The sequence below is a fragment of the Paenibacillus assamensis DSM 18201 genome, from assembly GCF_000422445.1.
In the GTDB taxonomy this organism is placed as follows: domain Bacteria; phylum Bacillota; class Bacilli; order Paenibacillales; family Paenibacillaceae; genus Paenibacillus_B; species Paenibacillus_B assamensis.
Map to the genome: position 1 here is coordinate 264,120 of NZ_KE383838.1, position 26,123 is coordinate 290,242.

Genomic DNA, 26,123 nt, shown 5'->3' on the forward strand with positions numbered 1-26,123 from the left:
AGAGCGAGGTACAACATGGCTAAGAAACATCTGATTTACAAGAAAGACAAATGGAATATGCTTACGGTAGAAGTTCACGGACGCCAGCTCGTCCTTCGTGAAATATCTGATCAATGGGGAGAAGAGTGCCATACATTCCTCGGTCGTCCAGAAATGATGCAATGGGTTTCTCAACGCTTCCCTAAAGAGCAATTCACTGGGAATGAAGAAGAATGGGATCAGCTAATGGCGGCTTTTAAAGAGGTATAGTACTACCCCATCCTTGTAAGAAGGTACGGTGATTATGGATTCTTCAATTACGCTTGCATTTATCATTACTGCATTCTCACTAGGCGCCGTTATCGTCTGGAAAAAGGATACTGTACCGCAGCAATTGCGTAAGTTCATGGCGATTACTACACTTGCGCTTATTTTATTCGCCTTTTTCCTAATCGTGTACAGCTTCGTTACACTTGGTTCAGCCTCATAAGAGGCTGTTCGCATACATATCGTTATTTATCTGGCCTGCTTTTCATCTAAATGGGATAAACATCAAGCTGAAGCATTAATCTCCCTCCTTCTCGGTCATACTAGTCCTGAGCCCGAGTCGTCGGATACGGGACTGTAGACGACAGGAGGAATATGATGAATGGCAAATATCGCACTACCGTTGCACGCTGTCTCCTTATTGCCATCATTCCGCTGGCTGTTGGTATTTGCCCATCAACCGTACGGTCATTTCGCAACAGTCATGCTGTGCAAGCCAGCGTAAGCAACTTCAATACTTATCGTGATTTTAGGAGGGTACATATGTCACAATTGACGAAACGTTCGGAAGTACCACAGGAACACCGTTGGAAGCTTGAAGATTTATTCGGCTCACAAGCTGAATGGGATCAAGAGTATGCGTTATTGCAACAGCTGCTGGCAAAGGCAGATCAATTTCACGGTAAACTAAACGAACCAGCGGCGCTCAAAGCATGCTTTGAGCTGGAAGATGACATTTCACTCCATGCTGAGCGATTATATGTATACGCTAATATGCGCCATCATGAAGATACAGCTGAAGCACAGTACCAAGCACTATCCGATAAGGCTAAGAAACTAAGCGTCGCGGTTAGCGAGAAATTATCCTACATCACACCAGAGATTCTTTCTCTGTCTGACGATAAGCTTGATGCATTTATCGAAGATGAACAACTGAAAGCATACCGCTTTACATTGCAAGAAATGAAGCGTCAGAAGGCTCATGTTCTTTCCAAGCAAGAGGAAGCGCTACTTGCACAAGTAGGCAGCTTGTCCAGAGCACCAGAGACGATCTACAGCATGCTTAACAATGCGGATATGAAGTTCCCTATGATCAAGAACGATAAAGGTGAAGAAGTAGAACTGACGCACGGCAGCTACATTCAAATGTTGGAAAGCCGCAACCGCGACGTGCGTCGAGCAGCTTTCGAAGCTGTTTACAGCACCTATAAGAAGCAAAGTAACACAATTGCAGCTGCGTTAAGTGCAAATGTTACAAAGAACTTATTCTATGCCAAAGCTCGTAAGTACCCTTCCACATTGGAAATGTACCTTTACGGCGATAACATTCCGAAAGAAGTTTACACGAATCTAATCGGCGCCATTCATAAGCATCTTCCGCTTATGCACCGCTACATGAAACTTCGTGCGAAGCTGCTCAAGGTCGACAAGCTGCACATGTATGACTTGTTTGCCCCTATCGTGGAACAGTTCGATATGAACATCCCTTATACGGAAGCAACTTCGATTGTGAAGGAAAGTTTAAAGCCGCTAGGCGAAGACTATTTGAATGCCATTCAAGAAGGTTACGATAACGGCTGGATTGACGTATATGAAAATGAAGGCAAACGCAGCGGAGCTTACAGTTGGGGTGCTTATGGCACACACCCATACGTGCTCTTGAACCATAAAGACAACTTGAACAGCATGTTCACGTTGACGCATGAAATGGGTCATGCATTGCACTCCTACTATTCAGACAACAATTTGCCGTATCGGGATGCGCAGTATACGATCTTCCTAGCTGAAGTTGCTTCCACTTTGAACGAAGCATTGTTAATGGACTTCATGCTGAAGAAGAGCAATGATCCGAAAGAAAAAATGTACTTGCTCACCTACTACATCGATCAATTCCGTACGACGGTATTCCGTCAAACGATGTTTGCTGAATTCGAGTTGATTATTCACGAGCGTGCTGAGAAAGGTGAAGCACTCACTCCGCAGCTATTGAATGAAGTTTACTATGATTTAAATAAAAAATATTACGGTGACGAAATGGTCGTTGACCAAGATATTGAGATCGAATGGGCTAGAATTCCGCATTTCTACACGAGTTTCTACGTGTACAAATATGCAACTGGCTTCTCTGCTGCACAAAGCTTCGCGAAGCAGATTCTTGATGAAGGTCAACCAGCAGTTGACCGATACCTTGGCTTCTTGAAGAGCGGTGGCAGTGACTTCTCGATTAATATTTTGAAAAAAGCTGGCGTTGACATGTCCACTTCTGCTCCAATCGAGGAAGGTATGAGTGTTCTTGAATCCCTTATCGAGCAAATGGAACAGATGACAAGAGAGCTTTAATCGCTATCTCAACCTAGCTGCTCCATCGAAATATCATCGTAAATAAATTCATTTAACTCCTTCCCTTGCCATGCATCGGAAGGAGTTGTTATTTGCACAATAAGTTTACAGGAGAATCCCCGATAAATCTCAGAATGAGATTGTGAGGCTGGAACAGTAAGGATTATACTAACAACTAAGGAGTTGATTAAACATGGCTAACAAAACAACAAAAGAAACCAATTCCAACAACAAAAATAATGACTTGCGCATCCAGTGGACCTTATTTGCTGCACTCGTATTCGCACTGCTGACCGCGATTTTTGCTATCGTGAATGTGGAGCCTGTACAAGTCAATCTGTTGTTTGGCACATTCGATGTACCGCTCATCCTGCTAATCTTAGGATGTACATTGCTAGGAGCACTGATCGTTGGATCTTACGGCGTATATGCACAGTACCGTATTCGACGTAAAGTTAAAGAGCTTGAGGCCAAAGTGGCTCAGCTCGAAGCAGCTTCAGAACATGACTATGCATTTCCAGAACCAACGGATGTGCATCTGCTAGAAATCGAAGATGTACTTGCGGACAAACGAAGTTCAAAAGATTCCAAACCCGAGTAAGATTTCAAACGGACATACCTTTGCAGCACTAACATTGATTTCTCATTGGACTGCGATATTATTTCATATTTAAAGGAGCAACCATCTTATGAGCACACTTTACGATTCCCCTTATGCTGCAATAAAAAACGAAGCACTTGCTATTCACATTGATGAATCTTATGTCGTTAGTCTGCTGATGGAGTTACTTCAAACCCCTAGTCCAACAGGCTACACACACCATATCATGAACCGGATTCACGAAGAAGCGCATAGACTCGGCTATACGATGGAACGTAATCAGAAAGGCGGCGGCTACATTCATGTGAAAGGTTCCCAAAACGACCGTACACGAGTTATTGGCCTTTCTGCTCATGTTGATACGCTAGGCGCTATGGTTCGTTCCATCCATACAGATGGAACACTTCGACTTACGCCACTAGGCGGCTACATGATGAATTCTATCGAGAATGAATATTGTCAAATACATACGCACACAGGACGAACCTATACAGGTACGATAATGACGAAGCAGCCATCTGTTCATGTGTTTGATAAAGCAAGCGAGCTGGCTCGTAATGAAGAAAACACAATCGTCCGTATCGATGAAATTGTACATACCCAAGAAGATACAGTGAAGCTAGGCATTCGTACAGGAGACTACGTTTCCTTTGATGCACGTCCTGTACATCTGCCAAGTGGATTTATAAAGTCCAGGCATTTGGATGACAAAGCAAGTGTAGCTGCTTTATTCGGCTTGCTGCACAGTATGAAGGTCCATCAATGGAAGCCGCATCACGATATCATCATTTACATTACTAACTACGAGGAGATTGGTCATGGGGCATCATCGTTGCCAAGTGGAATTACGGAGCTAATTGCCGTGGATATGGGAGCAATGGGAGATGACCTGAACTGTAAAGAAACCGATGTATCGATCTGTGCTAAAGACTCGTCTGGCCCTTATGATTACTTCATGACTTCTCGCCTTATTCAACTTGCGGAAAGAGAAGGCATTGATCATGTAGTCGACATTTATCCTCGCTACGGTTCGGATGCTTCTGCTGCGCTGCGTGGAGGAAATGATATTCGCGCTGCTTTGATCGGTCCTGGCGTACATGCATCCCATGCGATGGAACGCACTCATATGCAAGCGGTAATCAATACAGCCAAGCTGCTTGCAGCTTATATTAAGGAATAATATTTTTCGTCGTTCTAAAGCAGTCCTTTATACGAATCTCAAATCGTGAGTCAGTCGTTAATGAGCTGGAAATGTCAATTGTGTAGTGGCAGTGTATCATTAGTGTGCCATGCGTGGTGCGCTATGTATAATGCGTCATGTGTGGTGTGTAGTGCACATGCATAGCTCATCATTCTTAACATGCATTCGTGGTGCCCCATGTGCCACGCATGGTGCGCAGTGCGCAGTAAGTGGGCAAATGTGCACTATAGATAGTGAGACGTATAATATGCCATTATAATTCTAACGGTCGTCATAGAGGCTATATAGTTTATTTTGCCTGTTTTTGATCTCTAAGGGATACAGGAGAGCTTATTTGCTAGATTAAGCGTGTAAAATAGCTACAATAGCTGAAATAAGCTCCCTTACAACCGTTAAAATTGTAAGATAGACGATTTCATAAAAATAACGTCAATAGCGCTCGTTAGAAGAACCTTAGCTTGCTTTTATGTAGGAAGGTATAACGATAAAGACAACGCTTTTGCAGTTTCCAGCAGGCCTATTATTATTGGATAAAAAGGATTAGGAGGAATACGAATATGACAAAACATCCACTTCCACATACTTTTCCTAATAACTTTAAAGCCCTTATAGTTGAAAAAAATGAGGCTGGTGAAATATCGCCAATCGTTCGTTCGATCTCTATACATGACCTCCCTGAAGGAAATGTAACGATAAAAGTCGCTTATTCCAGCTTGAATTACAAAGACGCATTAGCTTGTGTACCGAATGGTGGGATCGTCAAGTCCTACCCCTTCATCCCTGGTATAGACGCTGCCGGTATAATCGTAGCATCGGATGATGAGCGTTATGAGGTTGGACAATCCGTCGTGCTGACTGGATATGAATTAGGCGTTAGCCAGTTTGGTGGATTGAGCGAGTACATCCAAGTATCAAGTGATTGGCTCATTCCTTTACCTACTGGAACCAGCCTTCGTGATGCGATGGCATTCGGTACTGCTGGACTTACAGCAGCTCTATCCGTTGATAGGTTGATGAATCACGGATTAAAGCCTGAAGACGGACCCATTCTTGTTACGGGAGCAAGCGGCGGAGTCGGTTCTTTATCCGTTGGCATACTAGCCAAGCTAGGATATGAAGTAGTTGCTGCTACAAGCAAGGCGAGCTTCGAACCAATTTTGAAACAGCTTGGCGCTGCAAAAATTATTTCCCGTGAGCAACTGCTTCCTGAGAAGCAGCGTCCACTAAATAAGCAGCTCTGGGCAGGCGTTATCGATGTCTGTGGTGGAGATATTTTGGCAGCTGCGCTTGCTTCTGTAAATTATGGAGGTGCAGTCGCTGCGAGCGGACTAACAGCTGGAGCAAACTTGCCAACAACCGTGCTGCCGTTCATTTTACGTGGCATTACTTTGTACGGCATCGATTCTGTGTACGCACCGAACGAGCAACGACAGGTGCTGTGGAATAAAATGCTTACGGATTGGTCTTCTATTGTTCATACAGATGGGTTCGTTCAAGAGCATGCACTGCAAGATGTTCCAATGTTGACAACCAGTATGCTGCAAGGAGCAAGTGAAGGAAGACGAGTCATTCGTTTGGGAGATTAAATTCCAAGAAATCCAGTACTACTACTTCAGATGCGAACTGGAGGAAGACACCTCATATGAATAACTCAATTAAGCAACCTGCATGGGACTCCCAGCTAAAGCAAGCCGTTCAATTGCGTCAGGAATCTCAATTAGAATCTTCACTGCAATTGTTGTTAAAGCTTGCGGACGACTTTCCAGATGAGGGGATCGTTCAGTATCAATGCGCATGGGCTCATGATGCCATAGGCAAAGAAATATCCGCTGTGCCCTACTATATACGAGCACTATCGTTAGAACTTACAGACGAAGATCGTCGCGGTGCCTATCTCGGTCTTGGCAGCACCTATCGAGCTATTGGCGAGTATGAGAAATCAAAGGCTCTGCTCAAAGAAGCGATCGACCAATTTCCAGATGCACGAGAATTCAAAGTATTTTACGCCGTAACGTTGTACAATCTTGGACAACATGAGGAGTCTACTTCTATACTACTGCGTCAACTTGTGGAAACTACTCAGAATGCTGATATTACCCAGTATAATCGCGCCCTGCTTTTCTAAGCGGATCATCTGAACGAGGTATGGACAGATGAAGAATAGAAGAGAATGCATTCCGTGCATTCAAATCAGATAGAGGAGTACAACAACTTCATATAAAGTCAATGCATGTAATAACATTCTCTACCATTTGTTATAGGCGTAGTATAGTAAATCTACTATTCGTGTCATCATACATTATAGAGACTTCATTTACATATAAAACAACCCGCTTCACTCCTAAAAGTGATACGGGTTGTTTTTGTGATACGCTATCAATTTCCGTTATTTTTCAACTATGCATGGTTTACATCCGTTTCCATTCTGAACAAAGGTCTAACCATTAGGCCGCTACGAACGTTTGGACGCCTCGATCTGCTCAGCGAGTTCATTTAGCTCTGTCCAACGATCCAGCAAGTCACTTAGTTTCTGCTCCGCCTCTTGCTGCTGCTTCATTAGCTCCTGCAAGCGCACAGAATCATTGAATGCTGCTTCCATTTCAACGTTATTACGCTCCATTTGCGCTTCTACATCGGCGATCCAGCCATCAATTTGATTGTATTCCTGCTCTTCCTTATACGACATTTTCAGCTTGGGCTTGCGTTCTGACTTCACAGCGACTGCTTCTGTCGATGTATTGGCTTGATTTCCTTGCTTATCATAAGATACAGACTTCTGCTCATTAAGCGAAGATAGTCCTTGTGCAGCTCTCCACTCTACATATTCCGTATAGTTCCCAACATGATTACGAATTTCACCATTCTCGAACGACCATATCCGATCGACAACCCGATCAAGGAAGTAGCGATCATGCGATACAGTAATGACGACACCAGGGAATTCATCTAAATAATTTTCCAATACGGCTAACGTTTCTACATCCAAGTCATTCGTCGGCTCATCGAGCAGCAGCACATTCGGTGCAGTCATTAACAAACGCAGCAATTGCAGACGGCGCTTCTCACCACCAGAAAGCTTGCCAACGATTGTCCACTGCATGGATGGATTAAATAAGAATCGCTCCAGCATTTGTGCCGCGCTAATCGTGTGACCTTCCGCTGTCTTAACCGTTTCAGCAGCCTCTCGAATATATTCGATAACGCGCATCGATTCATCCATTTCATCATGCTCTTGCGTGAAATATCCGATGCGTACGGTTGGGCCTAATACCATATTCCCTCTATCAGGCTGTCTTGTTCCCGCAATAATTTGCAGGAGCGTCGACTTACCGCTTCCGTTCACACCAATGATACCAATGCGATCATGTGGAACAGCGATATAATCCAAGCCGCGGAACAATTTACGGGTGCCCGCATCAGCGCCAACAGACTCCAGCTCCATAATCTTTTTACCAAGACGAGCACTTGCCGCAGATACTTCGACAGCGCCCTGCTTCTGTGCAGGTCCTTGTGATTGCAGATCCTCGAAACGATCAATCCTTGCCTTCTGTTTCGTCGTACGCGCCTTTGCTCCACGGCGAATCCATGCTAGCTCTTGGCGTAAAATATTTTGACGCGTCGATTCTGCGGAAGCTTCACGCGCTTCGCGGTCCGCTTTCAATTCGAGGAAACGCGTATAGTTCGCCTCATAAAAATGAGCACGCCCATAATCAAGTTCAATCATTCGATTCGCAACTCTATCGAGGAAATAGCGATCATGCGTAATCATAATAAGCGCACCTGAGCGCTTCTGTAGATAGGATTCCAACCACGCTACCGTATCGTTGTCAATATGGTTGGTAGGCTCGTCGAGCAGCAATAGATCAGATGGATGGATCAAACCTGCTGCGAGCGCGACTCGCTTGCGCTGACCACCAGACAGCTCACTAACACGAGCATCATAACGAGTAATGCCCAGCTTAGACAAAATAGTCTTCGCTTCACTTTCAATCTGCCAAGCCTGTAGCCGATCCATATCGTCACTTGCTTGAACGAGCTGCATTTGGAGCTTCTCGTCTTCTGGCTGTACACGTAGACGCTCTAATAGATCGGTATATCGACGAACCGCCTTCATTTCGGGTGCATCCCCGCTCATTACCGTTTCCAATACCGTCGCATGTGGTTCAAATTCAGGCTCCTGCGCCACATACTGCACACGGATCGCATTGCCTTTCATGATGCGTCCTGTTTCAATCGGATCAATCCCTGCCAACGTACGCATAAACGTTGATTTACCAGTTCCGTTCACACCAATAATTCCAAATCTATCGCCTGTCGCGATACCGAAAGATACCTCTTTAAATAGCGTCTTCTCTCCGTAACTTTTACCAAGCTGTTCTACGGTAATTACATGCATGTTTCTTCCTCCGAACTCTGTGAATATCAATAAACAAGGAGAACCTATGGTTCTCCCCAGCACCTTATCTATTATTGGGATGATTGTAATGCGTCATCTATTTCTGATGCATACAGCCATTCATAAACAAGTCTGTAGCAAACACCACTCGCTGACTTACATCTTCCTCTTGAAACGACGGATCGAACAATATGTCCATCTTCATCATATCCAAAATGCCCACAAACGACTTAGCGAGCAGCTTCGACTCTCTAAAGCCATCACCTTCAAGCATATTTGCTAATATGCGTATATATTGCATAATAAAAGACTGTATCTCCTGCAGCATCTCAGGGTCATTGTTAGGCATCATGAAAAACAGCTTCGTATAGTCTCTTCGCTCATAAAAATAACCTAAATGATGACTAGCTACTACGGATAAGCGATCATTCAGAGACTCGCTTTGCTGCAAGCCATCCGTAAGCTGCTCTAAAAATTGCTCAAAGTCGCGTTTCGTCATCGCTGTAAACAATTGTTCCTTGCTGCTAAAATACAAGTACAATGTCCCTTTTGCAATTCCTGCCCGTTCTGCAATATCAGACATTTTTGTTTCGTAGAAGCCGTTGGCACCGAAGAGCTCGTAAGCTGCATCCAAAATCAGATTCCATTTGTCTACTTGTACTTGACTCATCGGCCCACCTCCTTCTGCTAAACACCGCTCATCCATTTGTTCATATGTCTTATTATCATATTTCGTATATCGAATATAACATGGTACTTGAAAGATGTCGATTCAGAGCAAGCTCATTCCAGTAGATGTCGCAGCTCAACGCACTACCCAAGCAGCAAACTGCCGATAAGCCAAGCAAGAAGTCCACCAACAATGGAGCTTACACTATTGACCAAATCATTTGTCATCCAACGATAGCCACGAACGAGTCTAGTGGCTTGATTGCAATGCTGCCATCTTTCTGTTGCAGCACCACACTTCTCGCAGCGATATGAAGCCTGCCAAGTTGCACCAAGCAAAGAGTCTGTAAACGCCCCTGCAACGCCGCCAATAGCCCCACTGATACCGACTGCAAACAGCAAATTCCAGCTGTATGGATACGGAAACGCGAGATCTTGAGCAATGTACAAGCAAACAACTGCTGCTCCGCCAATGACGACCGCTCCGCCAATTGCCGCCCAAGTGCCTAGTGCTGATACAGCTCCTGATGTCCCTGCTGGCACGGGACGCCACGTGATGACAGAGCGCGGCTGTGTACGGCTTAAACTGCCGATTTCCGTTGCCCATGTGTCTGCATTAACGGTAGCCATAGCACCGACAAATAAAAATATCCAAGCAGGGTGAGGGAACAATGCGTTTGCCACACATAACAGCATGCCGATCCCACCGTTCGCCCACACTTGGTGCGCATCTCGCTGTCCCGTTTTTTCATAAATCGTATCAAAGCGGCTTTTCGTACGCTTTTTCCATTTTGACCAACCTGTTGACGTTATAAAAAAGGTAAGCAGCAGCCCAAACCATATCAAACTACCGCTTCCAAAGTACACCGTGCCCATTATAAAAGCTGCTAATGCACCTGAACGAGTAAGCGATCGTTTTTTATAAGCTGCTCCCGCCATAAAAAAACTTCCAACTAATCCAATGATCCAGTCCATTTCGTATCCTTTCTAGTTTCCTTGCTATAATTGCTAGCTTAATTACGCTACTATTTACTACCTAATATAATGACTATTATTGCTATTGTGCAGCCTCTATAACACAGGAACCTACCGTCTCGCTATTCCATTGCAGCTCAAGTATATCACCAGCTTGCACTGCCCCTACGCCTGCCGGCGTTCCCGTGAAAATAACATCACCTTTACGCAAGCCATAATTAGAGGCTACAAATTGAATGAGCTGCTGCAAGTCAAAAATCATATCCGCTGCTGTTCCCTGCTGCACGACCTCACCATTACGCAATAAGGCAAATGGCGTACGGCTAACTTGCTCGGCTCCTTCAAAAGCAAGCGCATTTGTAATCGGTCCCGAATTCGGAACACCTTTAGCAGGCAACCATGGATGACCTTTCGCCTTCAGCGTATCTTGTACATCACGCAGCGTAAAGTCCAGTCCGAGTGCTATAGCTTCAATTGCCTCATCAACTGTCGTTTCAGCTGTCACCTCTCTACCAATGTAAAGCACAATTTCAATTTCATGATGAACCGCCCCCTGATGCAGCGGCAATGCGAGCGACGTACGCTCAGCAATAGGAACGACCGAATGAGACGGTTTCATAAACACCATTGGCTTCGTTGGAACTTCATTGCCAAGCTCAAGCGCGTGCAGCTTGTAGTTGCGACCGATGCAGTATACATTGCGAATATTTGCGGCAAAAGAATGTTCATAATTACTAGCTAGTTGATGTGTCATTAGAAACCTCTCCTTATTATTAGATGATCGCTGAATACTAGAATCATAGGGACTATCATGATGAAAAGAGATATGTACAAGAACTTTAACTATATTCATTGTATTCGAATTCAAGTAAAATGAAAAACCAGCCGCCGAAATTATTATCGACGACTGGCAATTAAGCTCGCGAGTTATTTGATTTCTACTATTTCCGTTAAGGAATGCTTGTAATTGGAGTAACAACACGGAATGTTCCTGTACCAATCGTCCCCAAGACGCCACTGCTGCTCTCTATTTTGCCTGTGCAAGTCAATGTACGCCCTGACTGATGAATGACTTCTGCCGTCACAATAAGCTCTCCAGCCTTCATCGGAGCAACGAAATTAACATTTAAATTAGACGTAACGGTGTTCTCATTCGGACGAAGCAGCATCGTAGCCAGCCCCATCGCATTATCAAGCAGCGAAGAAAGCACACCTCCATGGACGATGCCGATCACGTTCAAATGGTGCTGCTGCGCTTGAAGTCTTAGCACAACCTTGGCCGTAGAAGCCTCCATAACTTCACAACCAATGTAGTCCCAGAACGTACCGCGTGCACGCTCCGCTAACGTATTCAGCCATTTCTCTTGTCCTTCCGTTACTGGCTTTACACTCATCAGACAATTCCTCCTGATTGATTGCTACACGCACGCATTCTACAATGCCACGTACTCGCCTGTACGTTTAGCGCTTATTACTATTTCTTCAATACGTTCGCCTCTTCCTCCAATAAGGCTCGCTTCAGTACTTTTCCGGCAATCGTCTTCGGAAGTTCCGAGCGGAATTCATAATGGCGCGGCACCTTATAGCTAGCCAGACGAGCACGGCACCATGTATTCAACTCTTCTTCCGTTACATGTTTACCTGAACGCAGCACAATGAATGCCTTAACTGTTTCACCCCGATACTCATCTGGAATACCGACAACACTGGCATCTTGAATGTGAGGATGCTCAAATAGCACCTCTTCAATTTCACGCGGATAAATGTTGAATCCGCCTGCAATCACAAGGTCCTTTTTCCGATCGACGATCGAAAAAAAACCTTCTTCATCCATACGAGCCATATCTCCCGTATACAGCCAACCATCCCGCAATGCTTTACTCGTTTCTACAGGACGCTTCCAGTACCCCTTCATCACCTGAGGACCTTTCACAATTAACTCGCCAATTTCACCTACGGGCACTTGTTCACCTGTTTCAGAATCTACCACTTTAGCGTCCGTATCCGGGAATGGAATGCCTATCGTTCCATTTTTCCGCTTTCCCCACAGCAGATTAGCATGCGTTACTGGTGAACTTTCCGATAACCCGTACCCTTCAATAAGCTTGCAGCCACTTAATTGTTCGAACTTCGTTTGGACGTCAAGCGGCAGTGAGGAGGCTCCACTAATACACATTTCTATGGAAGAAAGGTCGTAAGCAGCAATGTTAGGATGATTCATGAGTGCAATATACATCGTCGGGGCACCTGGAAACATCGTCGGTTTGAGTCGTTGGATCGAATCTAGTATGTCTTTGGCATCGAATTTGGGGATAACAATATTCATCCCTGCCGTTACGATCGACAAATTCATCAGTACGGTCATGCCAAACACATGGAAAAAAGGAAGGGCTCCCAAATATATAGGCTCGCCACGATTTGCTTTGTAGAACCAGCGGGAAACTTGCAGCGTGTTGGCAATGAGATTATTGTGTGTCAGCATAACACCTTTGGCAACACCTGTAGTGCCACCTGTATATTGCAGTAGGGCAAGCTCGTTGTCTGCATCTACGTCCACGCATACTGCCTCCTGTGAAGCTAGCTGCATGAAAGAATGGAAAGAGTGGACGCCCTTACCATAAGGGACGTCCAGCTTCGCTCCACTACGCTTTGCTTTGAACGGATACAACACATTTTTGGGAAATGGCAAAAACTCTTTAATGGAAGTGACAATAATATGTTCAAGCCCCGTTTGCTGCTTTACAGCATGTACACGAGGGAACAGCAGGTCCAGCGTAACCATAATTTTCGCTTCGGCATCATTTAGCTGATGCTCAATCTCCCGCTCCTTATAAAGCGGATTGGTAAGCACAGCAACGGCGCCAATCATTAACGTTCCGTAGTAAGCAATGACTGTCTGTGGACAGTTGGGCAGCATAATCGCTACGCGGTCACCGCGCTTTACACCGAGGCTCGTTAACATATTTGCACAGCGGTATGCAGCTTCTAACAGCTGTTCGTAATTTATCTTTTTCCCCATAAAATACAGGGCAGTGCGGTCTGGATAATCTCGTGCCGCCTGAATGAGAAACAAGGCTAAATTATGCTTAGGATATTCGTAGGTCGAGTTGATCTCTCTAGGATAATGACAGAGCCATGGCTTATCCAATGACATACAAGCTCATCCCTTTCCCCAGGTCCACGCCGTCTCTTTCCGGCGTTGTTGGTTAGCGTGTGTCAGCCATAATATCAATTTTATTGATATCAGCCGCCGTTAGACGATATACTTTTCTGCACCGATAACACGTGCCGCGATTCCACGCTTCATAGCTACCGTATCCATTGGTGTGTTGCGAGTTAACTTCTTCAAGATCGACAGCTGTGTCCGCAGTACGTCGCCAGTTTCCATCGTCGCAAGAGCCTCTTTGGCAAAACGATCAACATCATCAAATGCTTCATGGATGTAAACTTTTGTCATCTCAATGGCATGAGCTGCCTTGGCTTCTCCTATCTTGGCAATCATTTTACGTGTTCGCAGCAGCGCACTCTCCATGGCATAGACGAGTATCATAACATCCGCCAAGTTGCTGAGTACCTCCTGCTGCTTATCAAGCTCCATAGCGTACTTTTGCACCGCCAAGCCGCCAATCATAAGGAATATTTTTTTAGCCATCGATAGCAAATGAGCCTCATGCTCCAACGTGCCCTCGAAGGTTTGCCCAGGTACGAGCTGCATAAGTTCAGCTTGCAGACTTTGTGCTTTTTGCATGAGAGGCAGCTCGCCTTTCATCGCTTTCTTGACGAGCGTGCCTGGGATGAGCAAGCGGTTAATTTCATTCGTACCTTCAAAAATGCGGTTAATCCGTGAATCGCGATAAATACGCTCGATTTTATACTCCTGTGTAAAACCGTACCCGCCATGTATTTGTACGCCCTCATCTGCGACGAAGTCCAATACTTCAGACGCAAATACTTTGTTAATCGAACATTCTAACGCATACTCTGCAATGCTCTTTGCCAATAACTGACCAGCATCCGGTTGAGTTTGATCAATGTCCTTCATGCTTGTATCGATTAAGCCAGAAGTACGGTACACCATACTTTCTGTCACATACGTGCGAATGTTCATCTCTGCGAGCTTTTTGCCGATGAGCGGGAATGCAGACAATGGTTTGCCGAACTGTGTACGCGTATTCGCATATTTGGAGCTGAGCTCGATCGCTTCTTTTGCAGCTCCAAGACAGCCAGCACCTAATTTGAATCGACCAATGTTCAAAATATTGAACGCGATAATATGGCCTCGGCCAATTTCGCCAAGCACATTTTCAATCGGAACTTTTACATCTTCGAAGAATAAGGGGCATGTAGATGATCCTTTTATACCCATTTTTTTCTCTTCAGGTCCTACCGTAAAGCCTTCCATATCACGCTCAACTATAAATGTCGTAAAGTCTTTACCGTCCACTTTCGCATATACAATGAAAATATCTGCAAAGCCAGCATTCGTAATAAATATTTTAGAGCCGTTCAAAATATAATGCTGACCGTCTTCGGACAGCTTCGCTGTCGTCTTCGCACCCAACGCATCCGAACCGGAGGTCGGCTCGGTTAAGCAATAGGCCGCTATCTTCTCACCTGATGCCAATGTCGGCAAATATTTACGCTTCTGCTCAGATGTCCCGAAAAAAACGATCGGCAGTGTTCCAATACCAACATGTGCACCAACAGACAGTGCGAACGAAGATGCTTTGGCAAGCGTCTCGTTAATAAGTGTGGAGCTGACTTTGTCCAAACCAAGGCCGCCATACTCCTCTGGTACATCAGAGCCAAGTAAGCCGAGCTCGCCTGCTTTGCGAATCAGCTTCACCGTCAGCTCGTAATCAAGCTTCTCGATTGCTTCATCATGAGGTACAACTTCTCCCTCTACAAAGTCACGCGTTGTCTCCATCATCATGCGCTGCTCTTCCACAAAGTCCTCGGGAATAACGACTGAGCTCGCTTCAACTTCCTCAATAATGAAGCTGCCGCCTTTCACTTTCGTGCCTTTCGTGTCCAACATATCCAATCTCTCCTTTATCATATAATGAATGCGTTTACATGAAGATAAATTTCTTTTAAAAATTAATGGATATCATTAGTTGATTTATGGATTGTGGGAAAATCAAATGAGTTGCTTGATGTACGTACAGGAAAAATGTAATTCTAGGCGATGCGATATAATTCGATTTAATATTCGTTGTAATTCAGTGTATTTCGATGAAAATCAATTCAATTAAACGAAAATGAATATAACTCAATGATGCGATACAACGCCCTATAAATAGAACGTTCAATTAATAACAAGGAACAGATGCAAATATGCATGCTTTTAGCTGAAATTATCAATTTTCAAGGAAAAGCCTGCAAAAATACAGGCTTTTTACTTAAAAAAGCTGCTTCGTCCCCAATAAGGCTAGAATTGATGCATATTTGCATTCATTTCACATTTTTTCCTTTTAAGTCGTTAAAAAGATGTATACTTGCATCTTTTTTTCAAGTCCACAACTAGGCAGATTTATAGTCCATTAGGCGCCATTACGTTATGCTAATTTTCACCATGTATTTACCGATTTCTACCAAAGTTTTTCTAACTAAAATAAATATTTTTAGTTACTACTAAGTTCTACTAAATGCCACTACTTCGTATCAAGCTCCATGAATTGTCGCCTATCCTTATTGGTTTTTCATGGCTTTATTGGCTTTACTGGCTTTATTAAGCTCCAGCAAGCTTTCAGCTTCACTCAATCAGTTAATCACACCTAATTGCTTAAGCACATCTAATCGGTTAGTCACTCCTAATCACTTAAGCTCCGTACACCTCAATCACTCCGGCTGCGCCCATACCACCGCCAATGCACATCGATACAACACCATATCCTCCACCACGACGTCGCAGCTCATGGACGAGCGATGCCGTTAGTTTCGTTCCTGTGCAGCCAAGTGGATGGCCGAGTGCAATAGCACCACCGTTCACGTTGACTTTACTTTCATCCAGTTCCAACTGACGAATAATAGCGACGCATTGCGAAGCAAATGCTTCGTTCAGCTCGTATAGATCCACTTGCTCCTTCGTAATGCCAGCCAGCTTAAGCGCCTTCGGGATCGCTTCGATCGGCCCTATCCCCATCACTTCGGGGTCAACGCCAGCCAATGCAAAGGAGCGGAATGCAGCCAATGGCTTCAAGCCAAGTGCCTCTGCACGTTCTCTTGTCATCAGGACAGCAGCAGCAGCACCATCGCTCATTTGCGAAGCATTGCCTGCTGTAACAGAGCCTTTAGCCGCGAAGGATGGCTTCAACTTTGCCAACCCTTCCACGGAAGTGTCCGTACGAACACCTTCGTCCATTTCGAAATGGACGACCTTCTCCCATGGACGTCCATCTGCACTGATGCCCTTCACCTTCGTTGATACGGGAACGATTTCGTCTTTGAATTTCCCTTCTGCGATTGCAGCTGCCGCTTTGCGATGGCTGTTATAAGCGAACTCATCTTGCGCTTCACGGCTAATGTCAAAGCGATTTGCCACATTTTCCGCAGTATGCCCCATGCCCATATACACTTGCGGCATTTCTGCTACAAGCTGTGGATGCGGAGCCAGCTTGAATCCTGTCATCGGGACATGGCTCATACTTTCAACGCCACCCGCAACGATAACCTCCGCATGCCCTAGCATAATGCGCTCTGCTGCATAAGCAATCGACTGCAAACCTGATGCACAAAAGCGGTTGACCGTTACTGCCGGGACAGTCGTCGGAAAGTCTGCATACAGCGACATAATGCGGGCAAAGTTAAGTCCCTGCTCACCTTCTGGCATTGCACAGCCGATAATGATGTCATCAACGTCCTCTTTGCGAAGACCAGGCGCCCGGCGGATCGCTTCGTCCAGTACGATACGCCCCAAATCCTCAGCACGTGTATGCGCCAAGCTACCGCGCTTTGCTTTGCCAATTGGTGTACGCACGATGGATACTATAACTGCTTCTTTCATCGTTATCTCCCCTCGCTTAGCTAAATGAAATGGATAAATAGATCGATTAATAGCTTATTAGCCAGATCATCAGGTATTTGAATATTGTGATATCTTATTGTGATAACTTCATGTTTTGCTATGTTGATAAAACGAAATCCCATCCAACTCTACTAGTTGCGCAATGGCTTGCCGGTCGTCAAAATATGCTGCATGCGCTGCTGCGTCTTCGGCTCACCCGTTAAACTCAAAAATGCCTCGCGCTCCAAATCGAGCATATATTGCTCGGATACGTAACTGTTCGCAGGCACATTTCCACCGGCCAACACATGCGCAAGTTTGTTCGCAATAAGCTGATCATGCTCGCTGATGAAACCGCTTTGACGCATCGTATATGCACCGAGCTGCATTACTGCTTTGCCTGATTCCCCAACAACACGGATACGCTCTTCAACTGGAGCAGCGTATCCTGCACGATCCATATCCAGCACCGCCATTTTCGCTTCATAAATACGGTGATCGGCATTAATAACAACCGAGTCCTGTGGTGCCATATAGCCAAGTCGCTTCGTATCATGACCGCTCGTCGATACTTTCGCCATTCCAATCGTTTCAAAGTAACCATTCATAAACGGCTGCAAATCCACCTCTGGATTGCTCACTAAGCGACTTGTGCGCAGCGCAACTTCTTTACAGCCTCCGCCCGCAGGAATCAGACCAACTCCGACTTCAACGAGTCCGTAGTACGTTTCAGCTGAGAAAATCACCTTATCTGCTGGCATGCAAGCCTCAACCCCACCGCCAAGCGTCATCTGATGTGGTGCTGCGACGACTGGCTTCGGCAGACGTTTCAAAGCCATCATGCTGTTCTGAAACAAGCGAATAATGCTGTCTACTTCATCCCATTCACCATCTTGCGCTTCCATTAACAACAGCATTAAATTAGCACCGACGCAAAAATGTTTGCCTTCATTCGCAATAACGAGACCACGGTAGTTGTTACGCACTTCTTCTGCACTTTTCTGAATCATCGTTAAAATGTCTCCGCCAATGGCGTTATTAGGGGAGCTAAATTCCAAACATGCAACATCGTCACCAATATCAATCAAATTCGCACCGGAGTTGGACAATATAATACGGTTTTGCTCTTTCAGCGCACGCAGTGAAATATGCTCCGGTCTAGTTTCAACAGCAGTCAAGGCACACTCATAATAAAAGGCACTACTTCCCGCTTCTCTTACATAGAAGCTCGTATGTCCAGCAGCAATCCAAGCTGTAACCCACTCAGGAAGAACCTCCCCTTCTGATTCCATTCGCTGCACACTTTTTACGAGACCGATTGCATCCCAAATTTCAAACGGCCCGAGATCCCAATTGAAGCCCCATTTCATTGCATTGTCGATCTCAACAATGGAGTCCGCGATTTCCCCCAGCTTATTTGCGGAGTACAGCAGTACCGGCTTAAGAACACGCCATGCCAACTCTGAATAGCGGTCGCCAGTCCCAAGAAGCGCCTTTATTTTAGCGGCTGCGCCTTTGGCTGTTTTAGCGGCTTCTAACGAAGCTCCCTTCACCTTTTGCGAAACTGCGTACTCCATCGTTGCCAAATTTAGCGCCTGAATCTCTTTTCCAGCTGTAGTTTTTACTTTTTTATAGAAGCCTTGCCCCTGCTTCTCCCCAATCCAGCCTTGCTCGACCATTCGACGCAGTACGGTTGGCGCATCAAAAATCGCTTTTTCCGACTCATCCATCGTATTGTTATGCACGTTCCCTGCCACATGAACAAAAGTGTCCAAACCAACAAGGTCAAGCGTACGGAATGTCGCGCTTTTCGGTCGTCCCATTGCTGGTCCCGTAACCGCGTCGATTTCTTCGACAGTATATCCTTTTTGCAGCATTTCGCGCAGCGTGACGAGCAGCCCATACGTGCCAATCCGATTGGCAATAAAGTTCGGTGTATCTTTAGCGGCTACGACACCTTTGCCAAGACGTTTTTCACCGAAGGCTGTCATATACTTCACAATTTCAGGGTCCGTCGTTTGCCCCGGAATCACTTCTAGCAGCTTCATATAACGCGGTGGATTGAAAAAATGTGTACCTAAAAAGTGACGCTTGAACGCTTCCCCACACGGCTCCACCATTTCGTTGATCGAAATGCCTGACGTGTTAGACGAAACGATGGTGCCTGGCGTCCATACCTGCTCAATGCGCTGCAACAACTGGCGTTTCACGTCAAGACGTTCCACAATGACTTCGATAATCCAATCTACTTTGGACAATTTATGAAGATCGTCATCCAAATTGCCTGGCGTAATGAGAGCAGCGAATGCTTCACTGTACAGCGGCGCTGGCTTCGTCTTCTTTAGACGCTCAATAGAGGTTGCAGCAAGCTTGCTGCGCACTTTCGGATGCTCCAGAGTAAGACCTGATTTCGCCTCTTCTTCGCTAAGCTGTGTTGGGACAATATCTAGTAGTAAACAGGGAATGCCTGCACCTGCTAAATGTGCAGCTATTGCTGCCCCCATCACTCCTGAGCCAATTACGGCGGCTTGCTGAATCGGTTTGACCATGTTCGGAAACCCTCCTGTTCGAAAATGGTGAGCTTACATTAGATAAATAAAATGGTTGCTGAATGAAAATGGTGTGTCGTCCAACTTGAAATGTAGGTTTCATGTTGGCTATTTCAATACATCAGCAGCAATAAAGAAGCTGCTTAATCGTGATGGGAGATGTGGAAGTATCGTGTAGATTGACATGTGACATGAATAAAGTGATGAAGCAGCATGGTTTGATTTACTATTACGGTGAAAATCTAAGCTAAAATGCAGCATGTCGTTTAGTTGGAGTTATTTGAAGTAGTGAAAAGTATTATGGTAGCAAGGTAGTTGTACTAGTAGAAATACTTGTGCGATGTAATGGCTAGCTTTTGAATAATTCAGTTTTAATAATTTGTATTTGTTTTTAAATGTGCAGCCTACGCTGTTACAGCTTCCTTATCTCCTGATGGAACAGGGCCAAATACGGCAAGCTCCAGCAGCTCAGCAATATCTTTCGTTTGCACGCTCTCCTCGGCGTTGAGCAGCTTCGTGCCATCTTCCATCATTGTCAGACAGAACGGACATGCGGAGGATATCACCGTCGGCTTCACTTCAAGCGCCTGCTCGGTTCGGGCCAAGTTCACCCTTTTGCCAGCCGTTTCTTCCATCCACATCATGCCTCCGCCAGCGCCGCAGCACATACCATTTTCACGAGTACGCTCCATCTCCAGCAGCTCCACACCTTGAATGGCACGCAGTACGTTGCGCGGCTGATCGTACACGTTGTTGTAGCGTCCCAGATAACAGGAGTCATGATACGTTACACGCTCCTTTACGGGATACTTCGGTACGATTCGTTTGTCTCGCACGAGTTCATCAAGCAGCTCGGTATGGTGCAGCACGTCAGCTTCTAGGCCGAATTCAGGGTACTCGTTTTTGAGCGTGTTGTACGTATGCGGGCAAGCCGTCACGATTTTGCGGACATTGTATTTTTGGAACGTAGTAATATTTTCTTCACACAGCTGCTGGAACAAAAATTCATTGCCCATACGTCGCGGTGTATCCCCGGAGTTCTTCTCCTCATTGCCAAGGATCGCAAAGTTCATGCCTGCTTCGTTAAGTAAACGGACAAATGCCCGTGTTACTTTGCGGCTTCTGTTATCGTAAGAGCCCATCGAGCCAACGAAGAACAATACGTCGAAATTCGGATTTTCTTTAACCGTAGGCACTTTCAGTACACCCTCTGGATCAACATCCTGCACCCATTTCACACGGTCATTGCGGCTTATGCCCCATGGATTACTTTGGCGCTCAATATTTTGTAAAGCACGCTGTCCATCATGCGGCATGCTTCCTTGGGTAAGCACAAGGTAGCGGCGCAGATCGATAATTTTATCGACATGTTCATTGCCAACTGGACACTGATCTTCGCAGTTGCGGCATGTTGTGCATGCCCAAATTTCAGACTCGCTCATGACATCGCCGACAAGTTCTAGCTGACTCGGTGCACGTCCATCGACTACAGGGAGCCACGATTGAGCCTGTGCTTGCATCGTCGCACCAATGTCCGTAATATCTTGCCCGCTCCATGCTCCAAGCTGCTGCCCTTCCATTTGCACCATATGAGTCGTTACACCTGAAAAAGCAAATGCAGGAACCCAAGGAGACTTTGAAGTAATCGCAGCACCCTTTTCGGTTAAGTGATCACGCATCTTCGTAATCATATGCATCGGCGACAGCCATTTACCAGTACTGGCAGCTGGACACACATTCGTACAACGACCGCATTCCACACATGCATATAGATCAATTAGCTGTTTCTGCGTGAAATCTTCAATTTTGCCAACGCCAAACGATTCCGCTTCTTCGTCTTCCAAATCAAGCTTGCGCAATCGGCCAACAGGTCCTGTACGTCGAAGCGCAATATTGAGCGGCGCCGTAATGAGATGAAAATGCTTGGACTGTGGGACATACACCAGAAACGCTAACAAAATGAGCAAATGCGCCCACCAGCTAATCACGTACAGAACAGTCGCTGCATCTGTAGACATTCCGAGCGATTCGAAAGGCATCGCAATGAGTGATGAGATAGGTGCATGCCAAGATGGGTCCAATCCTTCACGCAATCGGGCGAATGCCTGTGTAAACAATACAGAGAGCATCAAGCTGTAGATGAAGAAAAGTACGAGACTCGGCTTCCAGCCTCGTTTAAGTCGCTTCAGCTTCTCCCCGTAACGACGGTAAGCAGCATAGCCCATCGCGATGAGAATCGATGCCACGGTCAACTCTTGCAGCAGCTCAAAGTAGGCAAAACCCGGAATCGGCAGCGAGCGCCCTGCTAACCCTTTGTAAATAATGTCGATTGCACCTAGCTGTAAAATGAGGAATCCATAAAAGACGACAAGGTGCATGATGCCACTTTTGCGATCCTTCATTAGCTTCGTTTGCCCAAACACTTGCCCCATAAACTCGCGCAAATTGTGCTTTAGCCGTCCGCTCCAATCCGTTGGCTGTCCTAACTGAACGTACAAGTAACGATGGTACACCGCTTTGAAAAACCAATAGACGCCGAGCCCAGTAACGCCCAGAAACAACAGCAAATGCACGAACGCTCCTGGCATTCAAACCAACCCCTTTCTTAGATGTCCATACCTAATGCTAATACTTATGCTTGCCCTTGCGTTAAAACTAAAAAACGAATGAATGCTCATTCATTTTGCGGTTAAGCGCTTCCAATTGCTCCTCCATCCTAAAGCTACAAAGCTAACTTCATGCATACTTTCCTATCCAATAAGCCGCAAATGTCATTGACAAGGAAAAGTTTGTATTTTATGATAGCAGCAACTGAATGAGTATTCATTCATGATTTAGCCATATTCTAACATCGAGGTGATTCCATTGACAAGTAGCAAAAAAGAAAAATATACCCAAATTCTCGAAGCGGCCTTAAAAGTGTTTGCCGAGCACGGGTATCACCGCTCTCAAGTTGCTCGGATAGCTAAGGAAGCTGGAGTTGCTGACGGTACTATTTATTTGTATTTCAAACGGAAGGAGGATATTCTCATCTCTCTGTTTCAAGAGAAACTAGGCGAGCTGGTAAGTAAATTCCATGCGACTATCGAGCAAACAACGAGCGCGAAAGATGCGCTGCGTAAAGTGTGCGAGATTCATTATACAGAGCTGGAGAACAATGTGGACCTCGCATTCGTCACTCAAATTGAACTGCGCCAAAGCTCTCTTGAGCTGCGCAAAGAAATAGGCAGCGCAATTAAGCCTTACATCACCTTAATTGAGCAGCTGCTCCAACAAGGTATTAAAGAGGGCCTCTTCCGCCCTGATCTTGATGTTAAGCTGACACGCTTGCTTCTATTTGGTGCAATGGACGAAGTTGTGACCTCATGGCTGATTTCCGGCAGAAAATATTCGCTATCCGCCCAAGTTGATGGGACAGTTACCTTCTTCTTTAAGGGTATTGAACAAGCTTAGGTTTGTTATTAACTTAACTAAACTTAACTACATTTCATCCCAGCCTTTGTAACTGGATGTTGCTCTCCTTAGATGCATTTGCTGCGAGGTTACTCGGCTTTCTCTTACTTCATCCATTATGAATGAAAGGGGCAGTACAAGATGAACATTATCGTCTTAGTAAAGCAAACGTTTGATACGGAGGAAAAAATCGTCGTCGAACAAGGTACAGTCGTGGAGGATGGCGTTAAGTTTGTCATAAATCCATATGACGAGTATGCCGTAGAGCAAGCGATCCAAATTCGCGACGATGCGGGCGGCAAAGTAACTGTCGTGTCGGTTGGCCCTGATCGAGCAGCAGAAGCACTTCGCACCGCACTCGCCATGGGTGCGGATGAAGCTGTTCTTATACAAGACAGCCGCATTGGTCATGATGAGTACTCTGTAGCGCTCGCGCTGCATGCGTTTATCTCGCAAGAGCCGTACGATATCATACTTGGGGGCAATTTCTCCGTAGATAACGGAGCCGGTCAAGTTGCTGTTCGCCTGGCAAAATTACTTGCCATCCCGCACGCTTCATCCATTACAAAGCTGGATATTTCCGTAGGCAAAGCGGTCGCTATACGTGATGCAGAGGGCGATCTCGAAACGGTTGAGCTGCCCTTGCCTGCCTTGTTTACCGCGCAGCAAGGCTTGAATGAACCGCGCTATCCTTCCTTGCAAGGCATTATGAAAGCAAAGAAAAAACCGTTCCGCGAACTATCTCTCGACGATTTGAACCTTGATGCTGGAGCTGTTGCTCCACGCACAGAGCGCAAAGATTTGCAGCTTCCCCCTGCTCGCCAAGCTGGCAAGATCATTTCTGGTGAACCTGCAGAGCAGGCACAAGAGTTGTTCCGTCTGCTGCGTACAGAAGCAAAGGTCATTTAACATTTAATTGAACGATTGAAAGTGGTTCAATTGAGGCATGCGCAATAGTTTCACGAGTAGAAGAGAGTACCAAGATTTATGGTAGCTGCACTTTTCCAAATACGAATACCAGTACGTATAAGTGTAAGTATACGAGTATGCGTATGCGTATGAGTTCGAATTCTAGTTCGCGTAACTTCACTATTATTTCTTTGCATACCAAGGAGGCGATTTCAGGATGTCGAGAACATTTCTTGTTGTAGCTGAAACGAGAGGCGGTTCCTTACGCCAAGTATCCTGTGAAACCATTAGCGCGGCGCGACTAGCCGGAGGAGCGGACACAACCGTAGCGGCAATACTTATTGGCGCTACTACTAGCGCATTTGTGAACGAGCTGGCGCAGTACGGTGCCGATCGTGTATATACAATCGATCATGCAGACTTAGAACATTACAACCCACAAGCTTATTTTGCTGCTTTGCAAGCCGTTGTTCAAACGGTTCAACCAGATGCCATATTTTTGGGGCATACCGCCATCGGTAAAGATTTGGCACCACAAATTGCGGCTGAGCTTGGTGCGGGCCAAATTTCAGATATTACTGCAATTGAGGTAGATAATAACGGGCAGGCATTGTTTTCACGCCCTATTTATGCAGGCAAAGTGCTGGAGAAAAAAGCGTTCACCGCTTTCCCATGGATTGTGACGGTACGCCCAAACAATATCGCTCCTTTGGAAGTTGATCCAACACGGACTGCAACAACGGAAGCGATTGCTTATTCGCAGCCTGCACTGCAAACGATTATCCGTGATGTTGTGCGCAACACGTCTGGGAAAATTGACTTGAGCGAAGCAAAAGTTATCATCTCAGGCGGACGCGGTGTTCGCAGTGCGGACGGCTTCAAGCCGCTGGAGGAATTGGCTGCCGTATTAGGCGGCGCGGTTGGCGCTTCCCGCGGTGCATGTGACGCAGGATATTGCGATTATGCGCTGCAAATTGGGCAGACGGGCAAAGTGGTAACGCCGGAGCTTTATATTGCTTGCGGCATTAGCGGCGCGATTCAGCACGTCGCCGGCATGAGCTCATCCCGGGTCATTATTGCGATCAACAAAGACCCGGAAGCACCTATTTTTAAAATTGCCGACTACGGGATTGTAGGCGACTTATTTGAAGTGGTGCCGCTCCTGACGGAACAGTTCAAACTGGCGCTGCAGCCGTAGTGGATATAAAAATACACTGGAGCCAACATACGGCTTCAGTGTATTTTTTGTTGAGCAGCATCGGAATAGATTTCAGCCCTTTCATTCTATCCTCTCGTATAAAGAGTGACAACGTAATGCGCTTTGTTCCCCACCCATGGTGTATGTTTCAATCCACACTCTCGTATAGAGAGTGACCCCCGCAGCTTGCAGCATATTTATTATTCCTGTAAAAGTTTCAATCCACACTCTCGTATAGAGAGTGACATCCGAAAATTAAAACGTCTTAAAATCAAAAATAGTTTCAATCCACACTCTCGTATAGAGAGTGACGCAAATCTACAGGAGACATACGGAGCCGAAGCAATGTTTCAATCCACACTCTGGTATAGAGAGTGACCAGTGCCGGTTCAAAACAAGCTTCAAAAGATGCGGAAATGTTTCAATCCACACTCTCGTATAGAGAGTGACAGCCGTTAACAGCTGCAGAGGAAAAATATCAAAAGGTTTCAATCCACACTCTCGTATAGAGAGTGACTACAGGCGAACAGCTTTCGCGTGATTACGTGTTAAAAGTTTCAATCCACACTCTCGTATAGAG

General features: G+C 45.7%; 21 protein-coding genes and 1 CRISPR repeat array. Of the genes, 11 read left to right on the forward strand and 10 right to left on the reverse strand.

Features of this window, described 5'->3' with window-relative positions; genetic code table 11:
- Positions 1 to 15 precede the first annotated feature (15 nt).
- The 8 genes from H580_RS0119660 (at position 16) to H580_RS0119695 (ending at position 6,513) form a co-directional block, all read left to right on the forward strand.
- Positions 16 to 249, forward strand: a complete 234-nt coding sequence (locus tag H580_RS0119660) for a hypothetical protein (protein ID WP_028596298.1) — start codon at positions 16 to 18, stop codon at positions 247 to 249.
- A gap of 34 nt (positions 250 to 283) precedes the next feature.
- Positions 284 to 469 carry a hypothetical protein gene (locus tag H580_RS0119665; RefSeq protein WP_028596299.1) on the forward strand — a complete coding sequence of 62 codons (186 nt, stop codon included), beginning with the start codon at positions 284 to 286 and terminating at the stop codon, positions 467 to 469.
- Positions 470 to 628: 159 nt separating this feature from the next.
- Positions 629 to 751 carry a hypothetical protein gene (locus H580_RS26865; RefSeq protein ID WP_281167986.1) on the forward strand — a complete coding sequence of 41 codons (123 nt, stop codon included), beginning with the start codon at positions 629 to 631 and terminating at the stop codon, positions 749 to 751.
- A 38-nt stretch (positions 752 to 789) separates the two neighbouring features.
- A complete protein-coding gene (pepF, locus tag H580_RS0119675) occupies positions 790 to 2,586 on the forward strand; it encodes an oligoendopeptidase F (protein ID WP_028596300.1) in 1,797 nt (598 codons plus the stop codon).
- Between the two features lie 244 nt (positions 2,587 to 2,830).
- Positions 2,831 to 3,187: a LapA family protein gene (locus H580_RS24910; protein ID WP_036605575.1), complete on the forward strand. Its 357-nt coding sequence runs from the start codon at positions 2,831 to 2,833 to the stop codon at positions 3,185 to 3,187.
- An 88-nt stretch (positions 3,188 to 3,275) separates the two neighbouring features.
- Positions 3,276 to 4,367 carry a M42 family metallopeptidase gene (locus H580_RS0119685; protein ID WP_051217590.1) on the forward strand — a complete coding sequence of 364 codons (1,092 nt, stop codon included), beginning with the start codon at positions 3,276 to 3,278 and terminating at the stop codon, positions 4,365 to 4,367.
- A 578-nt stretch (positions 4,368 to 4,945) separates the two neighbouring features.
- Positions 4,946 to 5,974 (forward strand): acrylyl-CoA reductase family protein, encoded by a 1,029-nt coding sequence (locus tag H580_RS0119690; protein ID WP_036605527.1) that lies wholly within the window; start codon positions 4,946 to 4,948, stop codon positions 5,972 to 5,974.
- A gap of 56 nt (positions 5,975 to 6,030) precedes the next feature.
- Positions 6,031 to 6,513, forward strand: a complete 483-nt coding sequence (locus H580_RS0119695; RefSeq protein WP_036605528.1) for a tetratricopeptide repeat protein — start codon at positions 6,031 to 6,033, stop codon at positions 6,511 to 6,513.
- Between the two features lie 327 nt (positions 6,514 to 6,840).
- On the opposite strand, the gene H580_RS0119700 is transcribed toward H580_RS0119695, so the two are convergent.
- From H580_RS0119700 to H580_RS0119745, 10 genes are all read right to left on the reverse strand, one after another.
- Positions 6,841 to 8,784, reverse strand: coding sequence for an ABC-F family ATP-binding cassette domain-containing protein (locus H580_RS0119700; protein ID WP_028596304.1), 1,944 nt, complete (start codon positions 8,782 to 8,784; stop codon positions 6,841 to 6,843).
- Positions 8,785 to 8,881: 97 nt separating this feature from the next.
- Positions 8,882 to 9,454 carry a TetR/AcrR family transcriptional regulator gene (locus H580_RS0119705; RefSeq protein ID WP_028596305.1) on the reverse strand — a complete coding sequence of 191 codons (573 nt, stop codon included), beginning with the start codon at positions 9,452 to 9,454 and terminating at the stop codon, positions 8,882 to 8,884.
- Between the two features lie 143 nt (positions 9,455 to 9,597).
- A complete protein-coding gene (locus H580_RS0119710) occupies positions 9,598 to 10,428 on the reverse strand; it encodes a DUF92 domain-containing protein (protein WP_028596306.1) in 831 nt (276 codons plus the stop codon).
- Between the two features lie 82 nt (positions 10,429 to 10,510).
- The gene (locus tag H580_RS0119715) at positions 10,511 to 11,182 is read right to left on the reverse strand and encodes a fumarylacetoacetate hydrolase family protein (protein WP_051217591.1); all 672 of its coding nucleotides are present in this window, start codon (positions 11,180 to 11,182) and stop codon (positions 10,511 to 10,513) included.
- A 196-nt stretch (positions 11,183 to 11,378) separates the two neighbouring features.
- Entirely contained in the window at positions 11,379 to 11,822 is a 444-nt protein-coding gene (locus tag H580_RS0119720; protein WP_028596308.1) for a PaaI family thioesterase, read from the reverse strand.
- 80 nt (positions 11,823 to 11,902) lie between these two features.
- Positions 11,903 to 13,582, reverse strand: coding sequence for an AMP-binding protein (locus H580_RS0119725; protein WP_028596309.1), 1,680 nt, complete (start codon positions 13,580 to 13,582; stop codon positions 11,903 to 11,905).
- 99 nt (positions 13,583 to 13,681) lie between these two features.
- Positions 13,682 to 15,466 (reverse strand): acyl-CoA dehydrogenase family protein, encoded by a 1,785-nt coding sequence (locus H580_RS0119730; protein WP_028596310.1) that lies wholly within the window; start codon positions 15,464 to 15,466, stop codon positions 13,682 to 13,684.
- A 783-nt stretch (positions 15,467 to 16,249) separates the two neighbouring features.
- Positions 16,250 to 17,434: an acetyl-CoA C-acyltransferase gene (locus tag H580_RS0119735; RefSeq protein WP_028596311.1), complete on the reverse strand. Its 1,185-nt coding sequence runs from the start codon at positions 17,432 to 17,434 to the stop codon at positions 16,250 to 16,252.
- Between the two features lie 152 nt (positions 17,435 to 17,586).
- Positions 17,587 to 19,983, reverse strand: a complete 2,397-nt coding sequence (locus tag H580_RS0119740; RefSeq protein WP_028596312.1) for a 3-hydroxyacyl-CoA dehydrogenase/enoyl-CoA hydratase family protein — start codon at positions 19,981 to 19,983, stop codon at positions 17,587 to 17,589.
- 404 nt (positions 19,984 to 20,387) lie between these two features.
- A complete protein-coding gene (locus tag H580_RS0119745; RefSeq protein ID WP_028596313.1) occupies positions 20,388 to 22,571 on the reverse strand; it encodes a (Fe-S)-binding protein in 2,184 nt (727 codons plus the stop codon).
- A 277-nt stretch (positions 22,572 to 22,848) separates the two neighbouring features.
- On the opposite strand from H580_RS0119745, the gene H580_RS0119750 reads away from it, so the two are divergent.
- The 3 genes from H580_RS0119750 (at position 22,849) to H580_RS0119760 (ending at position 25,543) form a co-directional block, all read left to right on the forward strand.
- Positions 22,849 to 23,436, forward strand: a complete 588-nt coding sequence (locus H580_RS0119750; RefSeq protein WP_028596314.1) for a fatty acid metabolism transcriptional regulator FadR — start codon at positions 22,849 to 22,851, stop codon at positions 23,434 to 23,436.
- Positions 23,437 to 23,577: 141 nt separating this feature from the next.
- Positions 23,578 to 24,345: an electron transfer flavoprotein subunit beta/FixA family protein gene (locus H580_RS0119755; protein ID WP_028596315.1), complete on the forward strand. Its 768-nt coding sequence runs from the start codon at positions 23,578 to 23,580 to the stop codon at positions 24,343 to 24,345.
- 217 nt (positions 24,346 to 24,562) lie between these two features.
- On the forward strand, positions 24,563 to 25,543 hold the full coding sequence (locus H580_RS0119760; RefSeq protein WP_028596316.1) for an electron transfer flavoprotein subunit alpha/FixB family protein: 981 nt from the start codon (positions 24,563 to 24,565) through the stop codon (positions 25,541 to 25,543).
- A gap of 78 nt (positions 25,544 to 25,621) precedes the next feature.
- Positions 25,622 to 26,060: a CRISPR direct-repeat array (repeat unit 32 nt; unit sequence GTTTCAATCCACACTCTCGTATAGAGAGTGAC).
- The last annotated feature ends 63 nt before the right edge of the window (positions 26,061 to 26,123 follow it).